Genomic DNA, 14,429 nt, shown 5'->3' with positions numbered 1-14,429 from the left:
GGCACAAAAGACATGGGAGGCGCTATGCGGAAGGACCAACATCATATCGCGAGCACAAGCACGATACAGCACGCCGATGCCGTTCTCCACGATGATCTGCGTGTCGCGTTGTCGCGTCATGAGTTCTTCGTCGCGTATCAACCGGTCGTGGATATCGCATCGAATGTCGTCATGTCGCGCGAGGCGCTTGTTCGTTGGAGGCATCCGACGAAAGGGGTAGTCATGCCGGGCACCTTTATCGAAACGGCGGAGCGCACGGGCATCATTCTCGATATTACGAATGAAGTGCTGGAGCAGGTGTGTCGCATGCTCAAGGCAGAGCGCCAGACCCGTCCGAAAGTGCCCGTATCCGTCAATCTGTCGGCGGTCTGTCTCACTACAGGAGGGGTGCCTGATTCGATACGTTCCATGCTGGAGCGATTCGATGTCTTGCCGGATCAACTGATTCTGGAGGTTACGGAAACGGCGACTCTCGGACAGTCCGATCAGGTCATGGCTCAATTCGAGGAATTGCATGCGATGGGCATTGAGGTCGTCATGGACGATTTTGGTACGGGCTATTCGTCGCTCGCCAACTTGTGGCGATATCCGGTCAGCGGAGTGAAGGTGGATCGATCTCTTTCAGCCGATATTCCGTATGACGAGCGGATGTGCGCAATCGTCGCCGCCACGATTGAAATTGCGCGCAAGCTCGGATTGTCGATCGTCATCGAAGGTGTGGAGAGCGAGAGGCAAGCGAATTGGATCCGACAGTTTCCGAACGTGCTCGCACAGGGCTATTTGTTCGGCAGGGCGGAGCCGTTGCCATGATGTTCTTGCGCTTCGAAATAACGCAAGCGGTCTTTCAGCGACGCCCTTCAGAGCGTGGGAGCGGCAGGCATGAGGACGGCATAGTCGTCAGCGGTTGAAGCGAGCGATAGCTTCTCGAACAACCAGACGCGATAGCGATACGGCTCAACGCCATTCACCTTGCACGTCTCAACGAGCGAGTACAGGTTGGCACTGGCCTGTGCGCTGGCGACCGTGTCGACATCCGAACCAGATCGCGAAATGGAAGCGGCAGTTGCAGGAGCGCGCGGCCGACGTGTTCGGCGTGGCGAGCGAGCCACCGGTCGATCCGAAGGCGCGCGGTTGTTTACCACACGGCGCGCGATTGGCTTGGAGGAGGAGGCACGTATGTCGGAAAAACATCGGATCCTGGTGCTGGACGACGATCCGGAAGTGCGCGACTGGCTGCAAGGCGTGCTGGAGGAAGCCGGCTTCCATGTTTCGACGGCCGACAGTGCGGCATGCATGCAGCAGCAAATCGCCGCCTTGCCGCCCGCGCTCGTGCTGCTCGACCTGAAGCTTCGCGGCGAGGACGGTTTGACGGTCGCGCGTGAGTTGCGGCGCCAGTCGGACGTTTCCATCATCATGATGAGTGGGCTCGGCGACGAAACGGACCGCGTGCTCGGGCTCGAGACGGCGGCGGACGATTTCGTCACAAAGCCGTTCTCCGGACGCGAGCTGATCGCGCGCGTACGCGCGCAGTTGCGCCGCACGACCGAGCTGTCGATGCCGCGCCCCGCGGCGAACGGCGGCGGCCCGCGCTTTTGCTTCGACGGCTGGATGATGGACCTGGCCGCGCGCACGCTGACGCGCGACGGCGTGCCGTGCGCGTTGACGCAAGGAGAGTTCGGGCTGCTCGCCGCGATGGTGCAGCAGCCGTCGCGTGTCTGGTCGCGCGACCAACTGCTCGAGCACACGCGCGGCTTCGGCATCGATGTCTACGACCGCACGATCGATGTACTGATCCTGCGCCTGCGCCGCAAGATCGAGCCGAACCCGGAGCAGCCGACCTACGTCCGGACACGGCGTGGCATCGGCTACGTGTTTGCCGCGCGGGTCGTGCGTGTTTGATGCGAGTCGCATCCCGCAGAAGCTGCAGCCGATGACGCGCGTGATGACGCGGCTCGCAATGGGCATCACGTCGGGCCGCGTGCCGTCGACGCACCGGCCCGACGAGATCGGCGAGCTGGCGCGCGCGTTCGAGGTGTTTCGCACCAACTTGCTCGAAAACGAGCGCCTCGCGCAGGGGCTCGACGCCCAGCGCCGCCTGCAGCATCATCATGATCGACAACAGGCGACTGGCTTTCATGAGCGACACGTTACCTCAAATACCTGACATGAGGTGTCATGTTATCGGGCTTATGCTTTGCGGCATGCTTGATCCGTTCCATCGAGAACAAGCTCAAACATGCACGAGCGCATTCGAGAAAGCAAAGGAAGAGCGAGCCATGAAGATAATTTCCGGGCCACTGAGCATGTTCGGCGCCAAGGTCGAGATTGCGGCGCACGAGAAGGGTATCGACTTCGAGCTGGTCATGACGCCGTTCAGCCAGCTTCGCGGCTATGACCCCAAGCATCCCGATGTATTGCGCATCAACCCGAAGCGGCAGGTGCCGGTGCTGATGGACGGCACGCTGGAGATCTTCGATTCCACGCAGATATTCGAGTATCTCGAGGACCTGAAGCCCGATCCCGCGCTATGGCCGGCGCAACCGGCGGCGCGCGCCATCGCGCGTCAGCTCGAACACTGCAGCGACGAAGTCTATTTCCCGCACATCATCCGGCTGATGGGGCTTGAGGCGACGCCGGACGATCCGGCGGCGCAGGCCGCGCGCGCCGAAGCGTCGCAATACTATCGGCGTATGGAACGCGTGCTTGCGAATCGCGAATATCTGGCCGGGACGTATTCCTACGCCGACATCGCGTTCTACATGGCGCAGTTGTTCGGCGCACGCAAGGGTGCGCCGATGACGGCAGAGACGCCGAACCTGCTCGCGTGGCGTGCGCGGATGACCGCACGTCCCGCCGTGCAGAAGGTCGCCGGCGCGATGGCCGGCTATCTTGCGTCGATCGGAGAAGCGGTACCCGATTTTCTTCGCGGGCTTGACCAGGTGCCTTCGGCAGCGGGTAGCGGACGGCCTTCAGTCTGAGATTTCAGCTTTCGTTGTGACGTATCCCATGTCTGCTCCTGTTCGGTGGGCGATATCGATCCGTGATGGTCTTTCCGTTTGTTGTCATCGCCAGGCCGACGCGGCGTGTCCGGCGGAGTTGGCCGTCCCCATGGCTTGACGATGCACCAACTCAAGGTTAAAAAAATGAATCGACCGCAAGTCGCGTAATCGAAGACCGACTTGTTCTTCTATTCGAAGCCTTGACCTTGAAGTTGACTTCAATCTTAAAGTGCTTGCTGACGGCAGTGAATCAGCAGGCTTCGGGTGTTGCCTGCCGCGGTCGATCATCGACGAGAGGCAACGGACATGGAGAGGCGGTTTACACAGGTTGAATTCGGGCCGCACACGGCCGACGTGCCCGAAGGCGGGTACTACGACCGGTTCCGGATGAATCCTGACCTGGACGAGGTGGCGCGCGATCCCGCCGCGGGGAATATCGATTTTTTCCGCCGGATTCCGAAGCGTCAGGTCGCTTCGCGGGTCGGCCCGACCTGGGCGCCGAACTTCTACTACCGTTCCAGCAGCATTCAACTGTTGTTCGTTGCGCCGCTCGAACGTTTGCGGACCATGCTGCCGGTGCCGCTCGAACCGTTGCGCGCGCTCCCCGGGCAAGGGCTGGTCGCGCTGACCTTCTTTTCGTATTCGGTCTGCGACAACGATCCGTACGACGAAGTCTCTGTCGCGGTGGTGATCCGCCGGCCGGGCGCACGCGGGTCGCATGCGCTGGAGCTGATCGACTCGATGCGCCGCCGGAGCTTCTTCGCGCATGTGCTGGCGTTGCCGGTCACGACGGAAATCGCGCGGGTTCGCGGCGTACACGGTTATCAGTTGCCGAAGTGGTTCGCCGATATCGACGTGAACCTCGACGCCACCGCCAGTGCCCGCATTGCCGGTCCGGGAGGCCGGCCCGATCTGAGCCTGAGCGTGCCGCTGCCTGCGCTCACCCACGTCGCGTCCCAATCGAGGATGGGCACGACGACGATGATCAATCGCATCGACGGCGAATGGCACCAGACGTCGGTGCAAACCAATACGCTATCGTTCGCCCAGCGCCTGTTGCCGCGCGATGTCGAACTGGTGCGGCACGGTGGCCCGCTGAGCCAGTTGCTCGACGGGCTTGGCGCCTCCACTGTCATGCGTCTCGACGTGGTAAAAGACGCGCAACTGGTCCTGAACCTGCCGACGCCTTTGACGGCCTTCGATGAATCCGGAAAACAACGCTAACGGCACGGATGTTCGCGATACACCCGTGCGGAAGGAATCGTCCATGAACCAGCCGACCCGCGATCTCGTCGTATTTGGTGCCACCAGTTTTGTCGGGCAGATCCTGACCCGATACCTGTCCGATTACCTGTCGGGCTCGGGCGAGACGCTGCGCTGGGCGATCGCCGGCCGGTCTGAAGCGAAGCTCAGGCAGGTCAGGGATGCGCTGGGCGCGGCGGGGCAGTCCGTGCCGATCATCGTCGCCGACGCGGCCGACGAAGTCCAGTTGCGGGCGCTCTGCGTGCAGACGCGGGTGGTCGTTTCGACGGTCGGGCCCTACGCGCTGTACGGGGAACCGCTGGTCAGGGTCTGCGCGGAAACCGGTACCGACTACTGCGACCTCACCGGCGAGACGCAGTGGATCAAGCGGATGATCGAAAAATACGAGCCTGCGGCCCGGCAATCGGGCGCGCGCATCGTTCATTGCTGCGGGTTCGATTCGGTGCCGTCGGACCTGGGCGTTTTCTTCCTGCAGCAACAGGCACGGCAGCAGTGGGGCGTGCCGGCCGGGCAGGTAAAGATGCGCGTCCGAACGCTGAAGGGCGGCGCGTCGGGCGGTACCGTGGCGAGCGTGATCAACGTCGTCCGGGAAGCCGCCGCTGATCCCGCGTTGCGCAGGGAATTGCTCGATCCTTATTCGCTGTGCCCGAAAGGGCATGGCTTCACGGTGCGGCAGCATGCGGTTCGGTCGGCCGAATTCGATCGCGATTGCGACGCGTGGATCGCGCCTTTCGTGATGGCGGCGATCAACGAGCGTGTCGTGCATCGCTCCAATGCGCTTGCGGGCAATGCGTACGGCAGCCGGTTTACCTATGACGAAGCCGTCATGACCGGCACGGGTCTCAAGGGCCGCGTGACCGCGCTGACGATGGTGGCCGGCCTCGGCGCGTTCATGGTGGGTGTCCTCATCAAGCCGGTACGGAGCCTGATGGAGCGCTTCCTGTTGCCGAAGCCCGGTGAGGGGCCGAGCGTCGAGGCTCAACGGGCCGGCCGTTACGACTTGCGTTTCTTCGGTCGCGCCGACGACGGGCGAACCTTGCGCGTGAAAGTCACCGGCGACCGCGATCCGGGCTACGGCTCCACCGGCAAGATGCTGGGCCAGGCCGCGATCAGTCTTGCGCTGGATTTCGGCGGGAACGGCGTCAAGACCGGGCGTGGCGGCGGTTTTTGGACACCTGCGACGATGTTCGACGAGCGCTTCGTCGAGCGTCTGGTTCGCCACGCGGGGCTGCGTTTCGAGGTGATTTGAGCGCGCGTTTTTTCCGTTATTCGAAAGGAATCGGATAAAGATCGGATTGCGAAGCAACTTGAGGAGACAACTTACTGTCACGGCGGGTCAAATGGTCGGATGCGGTCCGACCGGGGAGTATCTGAAACATGAAGATCGGGGAACTGGCGGAACGCACCGGCCTTACCCCTTCGCGCATCCGCTTCTACGAACGCATCGGTCTGTTGACGCGCGTCACGCGCGAAGCGAACGGCTATCGCACCTATCCGCAGGAAGCAGTGACGGTGCTCGATCTGATCACGGCCGCGCAAAAGGCGGATTTCAGTCTTGACGAGATTCGCACGCTGATTCCGTCCGACTTCGGGAAATGGGAATGCGGTTCGTTGCTGGATGCGCTGTGCCGCAAAGTGCGGGACATCGAGGCGCTGGAGGCGCGGCTGGCGCGAAGCAAGGCGCACGTCGTGTCGCTGATCGTCGAGATCGGCGCGAAACCGGAGTCGGTTGATTGCACAACCAATGCGAGAAGACTGCCGTCGCCGGTTCAGCCGGGGAATGCGGCGAACGCCGGCGATGAAGCTGCCTCCGACGCACGCGACGCTTCGGTCATGCGCCGGACGCCCCGTCCTTAAGCGGTCACTGGCGCATCGCGTGTCGTTCCGGGTGCGCGCCCGTGCGTCGCGTTACAGGAGCGCGACGACCTGTTCGGCCGTCGCCTTCGCCGATTGCGGATTCTGGCCGGTCACCAGGCGGCCGTCGACGACGACGTTCGACGTGAACGGCAGCAGCGCCTTCTCGTAGCGCGCCACGCTGTTCCATCTGCTGCTCGACGTCATTGGGCACCTTCTTCGCAACGCCGGCCAGGACATCAAGCGCTGGTGGCTCGCTACGGCCGGTTGCGTTTGCCAGCCCCCGTGCGAACCGCGGTTTCATCGAAAATCGTCACGGCGAATTCGACGGCGGCCGGCATCCGGGCGTCGTGCATCATCACGAATTCCATGTCCGGCAGTGTCGGCAAGCCTTCGGACCCGCCCAGTCCGCGGAGCGTGTCGTCGATCGCACTGCGTGGCACCGGCGCGATCGCGATGCCGGCGCGCGCGAACGTCAGGATGCCGGTGACGCTCGGGCTTTCGCATGCGATCCGGTAGCGCATGCCGGCCAGCGCGAGCGCCTTGATGGCGGCCCCTCGGTACGGACACGGATCGGGGAAGCACGCGAGCGGGACATCGCCTTCGGGAAGCGGCTCGTGGCGCGCAAATGCCCAGACAAGCGGCTCTTGCCACAACGTCGCGCCTTGGCCCGCATGTGAACACCGGCTGCCGATCACGAGATCGAATTCGCCGTTCGCGTGCCGTCGAAACAAACTGTCGCCGATGTCGACCGTCAGATCGAGCCGCAAGCCGCGCCGCGCGGCGCTGTAGCGGCGCATCACGTCGGGGAGCCAGCCTCCCGCGAAATCCTCCGACGCGCCGATACGCAGCTTGATGTCGACGGCGTCGCCGGGCCCCAGCCTGGACCGGGCTTCCTCGCTCAGGTTGAGCATCGCGCGAGCGTATCCGAGCAGTGTCTCGCCATGCTCGGTGAGCGTGACGCTGCGCGTATTGCGCACGAGCAGCGCACGGCCGACCTGTTCTTCAAGACGAACGACCTGGGCGCTGACCGCCGATTGACTGAGATTCAGCCTGCGACCGGCGCCGGTAAAGCTCCGCACGTCGGCGACCGCAACAAACGTATGAAGAAGTGCCGTGTCGAGAGGGTTGCTCATTGATCGTCAATCCGGGTTAATTCAATCAATTAATAGCGTTTCCAAATTATAGGCCGACTCGATAGGCTGCGAATCGCAGTGGGCGACTGCGCATCCCGCGCGTCGCCGTCACTCTTGGCAAGGACAGGCTCCATGACACGCGTGCTCTATATCGAAGGCTCACCTAACAAGGAATATTCGGCGTCCATCGAAGTGTGCAATGCATTTCTCGATGCGTACCGGCACGCCCATCCCGATCATGAGATACGGAAGCTCGACATCTGGGACCTGGCGATGCCCGAGTTCGACGAAGCCGCGCTGGCAGCGAAATACGCCGGACTGAACGGAACGGCGTTGACGCCGGCGCAGGCCGCGGCGTGGCAGCAGATCGAGCAGCTCGCGGCGCCGTTCCGCGAAGCCGACAAGTTCCTGTTCGGTGTGCCGCTGTGGAATTTCAGTATTCCGTACAAACTCAAGCACCTGATCGACGCGATCTCGCAGAAGGACGTGCTGTTCACGTTCGACGGTGCGGGTTTCGCCGGGAAGCTGGCCGGGAAAAAGGCAGTGGTCGTCTACGCGCGTGGGCTCAGCTACGAGTCGCCGGGTTCGTTTACACCGGCCGCCGAGTTCGACCTTCAGCGCCCGTACATGGAAACCTGGCTGAAGTTCGTGGGCGTGAAAGACGTCACCGGCATTGTCGTCGAACGCACGTTGTTCGGCCCCGACGGAACGGACGATCGCAGTCGTGCGATCGACGAAGCCCGTGCGATCGCGCGCGCGTTCTAAATGGGGCTGCCGCGCTTCGCGTCCGGCGCGTCGGCGGAACATGACTGACGGTCGCCTGGAAGCGCGGGCCGGACACACGAATCAGCGGCCGCCGCGCGCGATCGCGAGTGCGACGCCGAAGCCCACGAGCAAGCCTCCGAAGGTGCGGTCGATCCAGTGGCGCAGCGACAGCAAGCGGTCGCGGACGGCCGTGGCGGAAAAACAGACGGCCACCAGGCTGAACCAGCCGGCGTGCGCCAGCGCGATGAAGGCGCCGTAGCCGATCTGCACGATCAACGGCGTGTCGGGCCGGACTGCCTGCATGAACAGGCTGACGATGAACACGGTGGTTTTGGGATTCAGCACATTGGTCAAAAAGCCGGTGCGCAGCGCCGCCAGGTCGGACAGCGGCGCCACCGGCACGTCGGGTTGCCCGTTGTTGACCTTCGTCATGAGCATCTTCGCGCCCAGATAGATCAGGTAGATCGCGCCGATCAGCTTGACGGCATTGAAGAGCCACAGCGATTGGCGGATCAGCAGGCCCACGCCCAGCAGCGTGTAGCTCACATGGACCGTCACGCCGAGCCCGATACCCAGCGCGGTGAACAAGCCGGCTCGGCGCGACAGCATCAGGCTGTTGCGCGTGACCATCGCGAAGTCCGGCCCCGGGCTGATGACGGCCAGCAGCGTTATTGTGACTACAACTATCAGTTCTGTCATCGCGTTTTCCTTTCGGTTGATGTCGCCATGGCACAATATTAAGGATCGTATTCCATAGGGAAAAGCGATGATTTCTGACCGGAATGGTGAGATTGATTCACAATCAATCCGCACCAACCTGCCGTCGCTGATGGCGTTGCGCTGTTTCGAGGCGGCGGCGCGGCACGAGAATTTCAGCCGTGCCGCCGACGAACTGTGCTTGACCCATGGCGCGGTCAGCCGTGCGGTGCGTCTGCTCGAAGATGACCTGGGCGTGGCGCTGTTTCAGCGGCGCAGTCGTCGTGTTTTCCTGACCGACGCGGGCCGCAAGCTGGCCCAGGCGGTACATGACGGCCTGGGCCTGATGCGTCACGCCGCGCACGAATTGCGTACCGAGGCCGCCCGCGCGCGGCGTTGGGTCTTGTCGTGCGAGCCAACGCTTTTGATGCGTTGGCTGATCCCGCGCTGGCCGGATTTCCAGGCCCGATACGCGGGCGTCGACATTCACCTGGCCGCTGCGGGCGGTCCATTTTCGTTTGACAGCGGCATCGACATGGCCATCCGCCGCAACGACTTTGCGTGGCCAGCGGGATATCACGCCGAACGCCTGTTCGCCGAGAAGGTGGGGCCGGTTTGCCGGCCGGACAAAGTCGATGCGTGGTTTTCCAGTGGTCGCGGTGGTTGCCTGTTGAAGCCGGATGCGCCGCAATTGCATACGCGGACCAGGCCGGACGCGTGGAAGGAATGGGCGGCGGCGGCAAATCAGCCGACCGGGAGCGGGCGGCCGCAGATGTTCGACCATTTCTATTTCAGTCTGCAGGCGGCTGTCGCGGGGCTCGGTGTTGCCATCGGCCCGTGGCATCTCGTTCGCGATGATCTGGAAAGCGGTGTGCTGGTCGCGCCGATGGGTTTTGTGGAAGACGGCTCGCACTACTGCTTGCTGACGCCTGAACCTGTGACAGCCGGAAGCGCGCAGTCGGATCTGCTTGCGTGGCTGAAGGCGATGGTTTGATGGGGCGGGGGCTGATGCCGAGCGGGACTTCAGATGTTCGGCGAGGAGGGGCCGCACCGGTGCCCGGAGATGGGCGGTTGACGACGAACGCGATCGGCTGCTTCCGATCCAACCCCGTCACTTGCGAAGGCTTGACCGATGACACGAGTCCTGCCCAAGGCGGCCCGCGTTCTCGCGGTCGAAAGTCGCGCCACAGCGCCTTGAGCTGCCGGCGGGATCCGCGATCCCCCCGCGATGACTTCCGCGCGAGCGCCGTCGACGCGGGCAGCGTACGAAGTCACCGGTCAATGAGACGCGGCGAAGTCGTCGATCTTTGCCGCGGGAGAGAGTGCGAACGATGCCCGCATATCCCGAGCCTCATCGGCCGGTGAGCGTCCAAAAAAGCGCTTGAACTCGCGACTGAATTGCGAGGGACTTTCGTAACCGACGCGTGCCGACGCGGACGCGGCCGTCAAACCGTCGCGAATCATCAGCAAGCGCGCCTGATGCAGGCGCGTCGACTTGATGTATTGAATCGGAGAGGTCAGCGTGACGGCTCTGAAGTTGACGTGAAACGCGGGAACGCTCATCCCCGCCTCTTCCGCGAGACTACTGACATCGAGGGACTGCGCATAGTCGGCGTGAATGCGCCGCAGTGCTTTCGCCACCCTGCCGAAGCGGCCCTGATGCGCGAGCGCGGCTCTCATCGCTGCGCCTCGTTCCCCGATCAATACCCGGTAGCAGATTTCCCTCACGATTGCAGGCCCGAGTACTTCGGCGTCCAGCGGCGAGCTCAACGCTTGCAGCAGGCGCACGGTCGCTTCGGCCAGGTCTCCCTCGAGCGGCGTCGATACGATCCCCAGCGGTGTGCCTTGCTGACGGTGTCCGGAACGATCGATCATCAGAATCAGGTCGGTCAGCTCGATCAGGTCGAGACGCAACGTCACGGCCAGCATCGGTTCGGCCTCGCTCGCTTCGGTTTCAGTCGAGAACGGCAGCGGCACGGACAGGATCAAATAATGCTGGGCGTCGTAGACGTACACCGCTTCGCCGAGAAAACCCAACTTGCGCCCCTGACACACGATCACGATGCTGGGTTCGTACAGCACGGGCGTACGCCCCAGCGGCCGGTTGGAGCGCATGAACCGCACGCCCTCCAGCGCGGACTGGGTGTACCCCTCATTCGGCGCCAGACGCTGAAGCAGGCTCACCATTCTTGCGGAAGCAGCATTGTGGGCAGCCGTCACGAGGACTCCTCCGTCACCGGGTCTGGTGAAGGAATTCTACCGGATGCGATCGGCCGGCAGCATCCACGTCAATAGGAATAGGCAATACCGCAATTGTCGCGTGTATTCGCGCGCAGGAGCCCGGCTCATAAGATGGGTCATCGGCTGGACGGTGCAGCCGAAGCGCCCGGGAGACCCGCCGCGATTGCCCTGCCGCGTCGTGCGCAGACTTCGTCGCGTCTCCCTCGAACAAACCCGCACAGATTATCGAAACGGAGAACGCAACATGACGACGCAATCCAACCCGACCAAAGTCATCCTCATCACCGGGGCAAGCAGCGGTATCGGCGAAGCGACGGTCCGGCTGCTGGCCGCCCAAGGGCACCAACTGGTGATCGGCGCACGGCGCACGGAAAGACTCGCGGCGCTGGCGGAAGAAATCCACGCAAGCGGCGGCTCGGTTCGTCATCAGGCACTCGACGTCACGTCCGCCGCCAGCGTCGGCGCTTTCGCCCGGTTCGCACTGGACACCTTCGGCCGCATCGACGTGATCGTCAACAACGCCGGCGTGATGCCGCTGTCGCCGTTGAGCGCGATCAAGGTGGACGAATGGGATCGCATGATCGACGTGAACATCCGCGGCGTGCTGCATGGAATCGCCGCGGTCCTGCCGACCATGGAGCGGCAGGGGTTCGGCCAGATCATCAATATTTCCTCGATCGGCGGCCTGTCAGTCTCGCCGACGGCCGCGGTGTACTGCGCGACCAAGTTCGCCGTCCGCGCCATCTCGGACGGGCTGCGGCAGGAAACCGACAAGGTGCGTGTGACCGTGATCTGCCCAGGCGTCGTGGAGTCGGAACTGGCCGATTCGATCTCCGACGACACCGCGCGGGCGGCAATGCGCGACTTCCGCCGCATCGCGCTGACGTCGGACGCCATCGCGCGCTCGATCGCCTATGCAATCGAACAGCCGGCAGATGTCGACGTCAGCGAAATCGTTGTGCGTCCGACGGCTAGCCCTTTCTAACGATCTTCATCCCCAAGGAGCACTCGTCATGACTTCACATGCATCCGCCGACCGGCCGTTCGCCGGCAAGGTTGCGATCGTCACCGGTGCGGCAAGCGGCATCGGGCGTGCCACCACCGAGCTACTCCACGCGCAAGGCGCCAGCGTGATCGCTGTCGGGCGCGGCACCAACGTCGAGGCGTTGGCCCGTCCGGGGATCGTCCCGCTCATCGCCGACGTCGCGCATGAGGAAAGCGCGGTGCGCGCCGTATCCACCGCGATGGAACGCTTCGGCAAGCTGGACATTCTGGTCAACAATGCCGCGATCATCATCAACAAGCCCGTCGTCGAGATGACGCTCGACGACTGGAACGGCATTCAGGCGGTCAATTCCACCGGTGCGTTCCTGTTCTCGCGCGAGGCCATGCGCGCGATGATGCCGGCGAAGACCGGTGCAATCGTCAACGTGGGTTCATACGCGTGTTATCAGGCGTTTCCGCTCATCGCCGCCTATGCGGCGTCCAAAGGTGCGCTCGCCCAGTTGACGCGCGCCATGTCGCTCGAGGCGATCGATCATGGCATTCGTGTCAATGCGGTCGGGTCCGGCGACGCGGTAACGAATATCACAAGCCACATCCACGAGGACGGCCCGGCCTTCCTTGCCGAGCACGGCAAGAATGCACCCATCAAACGGGCGGCCGACCCTCGGGAAATCGCCGAAGTGATCGCCTTCCTGGCGTCCGACAAGGCTAGCTATATCGTCGGCGCGGTGGTGATGGCGGATGGCGGCATGAGCGTGGCGCTCAAGTAGGCATCTCGGTTGAATTCTTTTGAACCGCCGCTTCAATTTAAATTGGCAATACTAATTTATTCGGGAAATCATCATGAGCGATTCTGCGAAAATCTGGTTCGTCACCGGTGCATCGAAGGGCGTCGGCCAACGACTCGTGCGGCAACTCGTCGCGCGTGGCGATCGCGTCGCCGCGACCTCGCGAACCGTGGCGTCGCTGACCGAAGCAATCGGCCCGGTCTCCGCACAGTTTCTTCCGCTTCAAGTCGATCTGACCGATGACCAGAGCGTGCGCTCGGCCATCGCGCAGACCATCAAGACCTTCGGCAAGATCGATGTGATCGTCAACAACGCCGGATACGCGCAACAGGGAACCGTCGAAGCCCTTTCGGACGACGAGCTTCGGCAAAACTTCGACGTCAACCTGTTCGCGCCGCTGACCGTACTGAGACACGCGCTCCCCCATCTGCGCGAGCAGCGTGGCGGGCATGTCGTCAACATCGCGTCGATCGTCGGTTACCAGGGCGGTTATGCCGGATGGGGCAGCTATGTGGCGAGCAAGTTCGCGCTCGCCGGCCTGACCGAGTCGCTCGCGGCCGAGGTGGCCGAGTTCGGCATCAAGGCGACGGTGGTGTACCCGGGGCCGGTGCGCACGGAGTTCTTGTCGAGCGGCGCGCTGGCGGTAGCCAAACGCCAGATTGATGAATACACCGAAGCCAAGGCGTCGCTGGATCTGCACCTGGGTACGCTGCACGGTCGTCAGGCCGGCGATCCGGACAAGCTGGCGATGTTGATCATGCAGGCCGTGGAGGTTGCCGAACCGCCGTTGCACCTGTTCGCCGGCAAGATCGCCAACGAACTGGCGGCGCAAAAAGCCGCTGCGGTCCAACGCGATCTCGACGGGTGGCGAGGCTCATCCGAAGCAACCGACTTTGCCGAGTGACTTCAAGACCGAGCGGCGCCCGGCGACGGGCGCCGCGTTGCCGGAGAAATCCCATGTTCAAGGAAATGGCGAGCGAAAAGGCCTACCGGCTGCTCGAATCGGGCCCGGTCGTCATGGTAACGACGCGCGCAAGTGACGGCACCCCCAACGTGATGACGATGGGCTTCCACATGATGATGCGGCATGAGCCAGCCCTGATCGGTGCGGTGATCGGGCCATGGGATCACACCTTTGGGGCGCTGCAGGAATCCGGCGAGTGTGTGATCGTCGTGCCGACGATCGATCTCGCACAGACGGTGGTCGATGTCGGCAATTGCTCTGGCGCGCAACTCGACAAGTTCGAGACGTTCGGTCTTACCGAGATGCATTCCGGACGTGTGCGCGCACCGTCGATCGTGGAGGGCATTGCGAACCTCGAGTGTACGGTCGTCGATCAGTCGATGGTCAGCCGCTACAACCTGTTTGTCCTTGAAGTCCTGCGGATCGTGATCGACGAGAGCCGATCCGAGCGGCGCCTCATTCATCATCAAGGCGATGGCAGATTTGTCGCGGACGGTGAAGTGCTCGACCTGCACGAACGCATGGTGCGGTGGCGCTATTTGATGGATTAGCGGACGATGGAAAGCCCCTTCCGGCAGCGATCAGCCGATGCGGTCGCGGCATTGGACGCGTCCAAGATCGCGGCGCAACGACGGCGATTGCCGCAACCATGGATCGGGTAGCGCTGCTTTTCTGCGATGGCGGATGGTCGTCCCCGTCCAAACTTTCGAGCAACGCG

Annotated in this window: 16 protein-coding genes and 2 pseudogenes; 13 read left to right on the top strand and 5 right to left on the bottom strand. The window is 63.1% G+C overall.

The genetic code is table 11. From position 1 onward, the window contains the following. Positions 1-24: 24 nt before the first annotated feature. On the top strand, positions 25-810 hold the full coding sequence (locus JYG32_RS36790; RefSeq protein ID WP_213267657.1) for an EAL domain-containing protein: 786 nt from the start codon (positions 25-27) through the stop codon (positions 808-810). 47 nt (positions 811-857) lie between these two features. Here the strand turns inward: JYG32_RS36790 and JYG32_RS36785 are convergent. Next, positions 858-1,028, bottom strand: a pseudogene (locus JYG32_RS36785) (transposase domain-containing protein); the annotation flags it as partial. A 148-nt stretch (positions 1,029-1,176) separates the two neighbouring features. Between JYG32_RS36785 and JYG32_RS36780 the strand changes: the two are divergent. From JYG32_RS36780 to JYG32_RS36755, 6 genes are all read left to right on the top strand, one after another. Continuing rightward, positions 1,177-1,899: a response regulator gene (locus tag JYG32_RS36780; protein WP_213267656.1), complete on the top strand. Its 723-nt coding sequence runs from the start codon at positions 1,177-1,179 to the stop codon at positions 1,897-1,899. Positions 1,900-1,930: 31 nt separating this feature from the next. Further along, positions 1,931-2,164, top strand: a complete 234-nt coding sequence (locus JYG32_RS36775; protein WP_249744910.1) for a HAMP domain-containing protein — start codon at positions 1,931-1,933, stop codon at positions 2,162-2,164. Positions 2,165-2,276: 112 nt separating this feature from the next. Further along, positions 2,277-2,978, top strand: coding sequence for a glutathione S-transferase family protein (locus JYG32_RS36770; RefSeq protein ID WP_213268322.1), 702 nt, complete (start codon positions 2,277-2,279; stop codon positions 2,976-2,978). Positions 2,979-3,305: 327 nt separating this feature from the next. After that, a complete protein-coding gene (locus JYG32_RS36765) occupies positions 3,306-4,223 on the top strand; it encodes an acetoacetate decarboxylase family protein (RefSeq protein ID WP_213267655.1) in 918 nt (305 codons plus the stop codon). A gap of 43 nt (positions 4,224-4,266) precedes the next feature. Then, a complete protein-coding gene (locus JYG32_RS36760) occupies positions 4,267-5,511 on the top strand; it encodes a saccharopine dehydrogenase family protein (RefSeq protein ID WP_213267654.1) in 1,245 nt (414 codons plus the stop codon). A gap of 128 nt (positions 5,512-5,639) precedes the next feature. After that, positions 5,640-6,119: a MerR family transcriptional regulator gene (locus JYG32_RS36755; RefSeq protein ID WP_213267653.1), complete on the top strand. Its 480-nt coding sequence runs from the start codon at positions 5,640-5,642 to the stop codon at positions 6,117-6,119. Positions 6,120-6,170: 51 nt separating this feature from the next. Here JYG32_RS36755 and JYG32_RS36750 read toward each other — a convergent pair. Together JYG32_RS36750 and JYG32_RS36745 are read right to left on the bottom strand one after the other, a co-directional pair. Next, positions 6,171-6,357 (bottom strand): annotated as a pseudogene (locus tag JYG32_RS36750) (type 1 glutamine amidotransferase domain-containing protein); the annotation flags it as partial. Positions 6,358-6,373: 16 nt separating this feature from the next. Continuing rightward, a complete protein-coding gene (locus JYG32_RS36745) occupies positions 6,374-7,252 on the bottom strand; it encodes a LysR substrate-binding domain-containing protein (protein ID WP_213267652.1) in 879 nt (292 codons plus the stop codon). A 132-nt stretch (positions 7,253-7,384) separates the two neighbouring features. On the opposite strand from JYG32_RS36745, the gene JYG32_RS36740 reads away from it, so the two are divergent. Next, positions 7,385-8,017, top strand: coding sequence for an FMN-dependent NADH-azoreductase (locus tag JYG32_RS36740; RefSeq protein WP_213268321.1), 633 nt, complete (start codon positions 7,385-7,387; stop codon positions 8,015-8,017). Between the two features lie 81 nt (positions 8,018-8,098). On the opposite strand, the gene JYG32_RS36735 is transcribed toward JYG32_RS36740, so the two are convergent. Continuing rightward, positions 8,099-8,716: a LysE family translocator gene (locus tag JYG32_RS36735; RefSeq protein WP_213268320.1), complete on the bottom strand. Its 618-nt coding sequence runs from the start codon at positions 8,714-8,716 to the stop codon at positions 8,099-8,101. Positions 8,717-8,783: 67 nt separating this feature from the next. Here JYG32_RS36735 and JYG32_RS36730 point away from each other — a divergent pair, with 67 nt between their 5' ends. Continuing rightward, complete coding sequence (locus tag JYG32_RS36730; RefSeq protein WP_213267651.1) at positions 8,784-9,707, top strand: LysR family transcriptional regulator; 924 nt, start codon at positions 8,784-8,786, stop codon at positions 9,705-9,707. Positions 9,708-9,991: 284 nt separating this feature from the next. Here JYG32_RS36730 and JYG32_RS36725 read toward each other — a convergent pair whose 3' ends face one another. After that, on the bottom strand, positions 9,992-10,900 hold the full coding sequence (locus tag JYG32_RS36725; RefSeq protein WP_213268319.1) for an AraC family transcriptional regulator: 909 nt from the start codon (positions 10,898-10,900) through the stop codon (positions 9,992-9,994). A gap of 298 nt (positions 10,901-11,198) precedes the next feature. Between JYG32_RS36725 and JYG32_RS36720 the strand changes: the two genes are divergently transcribed. The 4 genes from JYG32_RS36720 to JYG32_RS36705 all read left to right on the top strand — a co-directional run bounded on the left by JYG32_RS36720 (position 11,199) and on the right by JYG32_RS36705 (position 14,262). Beyond that, positions 11,199-11,939 (top strand): SDR family oxidoreductase, encoded by a 741-nt coding sequence (locus tag JYG32_RS36720; RefSeq protein ID WP_213267650.1) that lies wholly within the window; start codon positions 11,199-11,201, stop codon positions 11,937-11,939. A gap of 28 nt (positions 11,940-11,967) precedes the next feature. Continuing rightward, positions 11,968-12,729 carry an SDR family NAD(P)-dependent oxidoreductase gene (locus JYG32_RS36715; protein WP_213267649.1) on the top strand — a complete coding sequence of 254 codons (762 nt, stop codon included), beginning with the start codon at positions 11,968-11,970 and terminating at the stop codon, positions 12,727-12,729. A 73-nt stretch (positions 12,730-12,802) separates the two neighbouring features. Then, positions 12,803-13,651 (top strand): SDR family oxidoreductase, encoded by an 849-nt coding sequence (locus JYG32_RS36710; protein WP_213267648.1) that lies wholly within the window; start codon positions 12,803-12,805, stop codon positions 13,649-13,651. A 53-nt stretch (positions 13,652-13,704) separates the two neighbouring features. Next, the gene (locus JYG32_RS36705; protein ID WP_213267647.1) at positions 13,705-14,262 is read left to right on the top strand and encodes a flavin reductase family protein; all 558 of its coding nucleotides are present in this window, start codon (positions 13,705-13,707) and stop codon (positions 14,260-14,262) included. The last annotated feature ends 167 nt before the right edge of the window (positions 14,263-14,429 follow it).

Source organism: Burkholderia pyrrocinia, from assembly GCF_018417535.1.
Taxonomy (GTDB): domain Bacteria; phylum Pseudomonadota; class Gammaproteobacteria; order Burkholderiales; family Burkholderiaceae; genus Burkholderia; species Burkholderia pyrrocinia_E.
Note: the sequence above shows the minus strand (reverse complement) of the source record. Positions and strands in the feature narration are given on the sequence as shown.

Bases quoted from the DNA above. Each gene is read 5' to 3' on its own strand.
- JYG32_RS36790 (WP_213267657.1), top strand. From the start codon at position 25: ATGCGGAAGGACCAACATCATATCGCGAGCACAAGCACGATACAGCAC.
- JYG32_RS36780 (WP_213267656.1), top strand. From the start codon at position 1,177: ATGTCGGAAAAACATCGGATCCTGGTGCTGGACGACGATCCGGAAGTG.
- JYG32_RS36775 (WP_249744910.1), top strand. From the start codon at position 1,931: ATGACGCGCGTGATGACGCGGCTCGCAATGGGCATCACGTCGGGCCGC.
- JYG32_RS36770 (WP_213268322.1), top strand. From the start codon at position 2,277: ATGAAGATAATTTCCGGGCCACTGAGCATGTTCGGCGCCAAGGTCGAG.
- JYG32_RS36765 (WP_213267655.1), top strand. From the start codon at position 3,306: ATGGAGAGGCGGTTTACACAGGTTGAATTCGGGCCGCACACGGCCGAC.
- JYG32_RS36760 (WP_213267654.1), top strand. From the start codon at position 4,267: ATGAACCAGCCGACCCGCGATCTCGTCGTATTTGGTGCCACCAGTTTT.
- JYG32_RS36755 (WP_213267653.1), top strand. From the start codon at position 5,640: ATGAAGATCGGGGAACTGGCGGAACGCACCGGCCTTACCCCTTCGCGC.
- JYG32_RS36745 (WP_213267652.1), bottom strand. From the start codon at position 7,252: ATGAGCAACCCTCTCGACACGGCACTTCTTCATACGTTTGTTGCGGTC.
- JYG32_RS36740 (WP_213268321.1), top strand. From the start codon at position 7,385: ATGACACGCGTGCTCTATATCGAAGGCTCACCTAACAAGGAATATTCG.
- JYG32_RS36735 (WP_213268320.1), bottom strand. From the start codon at position 8,716: ATGACAGAACTGATAGTTGTAGTCACAATAACGCTGCTGGCCGTCATC.
- JYG32_RS36730 (WP_213267651.1), top strand. From the start codon at position 8,784: ATGATTTCTGACCGGAATGGTGAGATTGATTCACAATCAATCCGCACC.
- JYG32_RS36725 (WP_213268319.1), bottom strand. From the start codon at position 10,900: ATGGTGAGCCTGCTTCAGCGTCTGGCGCCGAATGAGGGGTACACCCAG.
- JYG32_RS36720 (WP_213267650.1), top strand. From the start codon at position 11,199: ATGACGACGCAATCCAACCCGACCAAAGTCATCCTCATCACCGGGGCA.
- JYG32_RS36715 (WP_213267649.1), top strand. From the start codon at position 11,968: ATGACTTCACATGCATCCGCCGACCGGCCGTTCGCCGGCAAGGTTGCG.
- JYG32_RS36710 (WP_213267648.1), top strand. From the start codon at position 12,803: ATGAGCGATTCTGCGAAAATCTGGTTCGTCACCGGTGCATCGAAGGGC.
- JYG32_RS36705 (WP_213267647.1), top strand. From the start codon at position 13,705: ATGTTCAAGGAAATGGCGAGCGAAAAGGCCTACCGGCTGCTCGAATCG.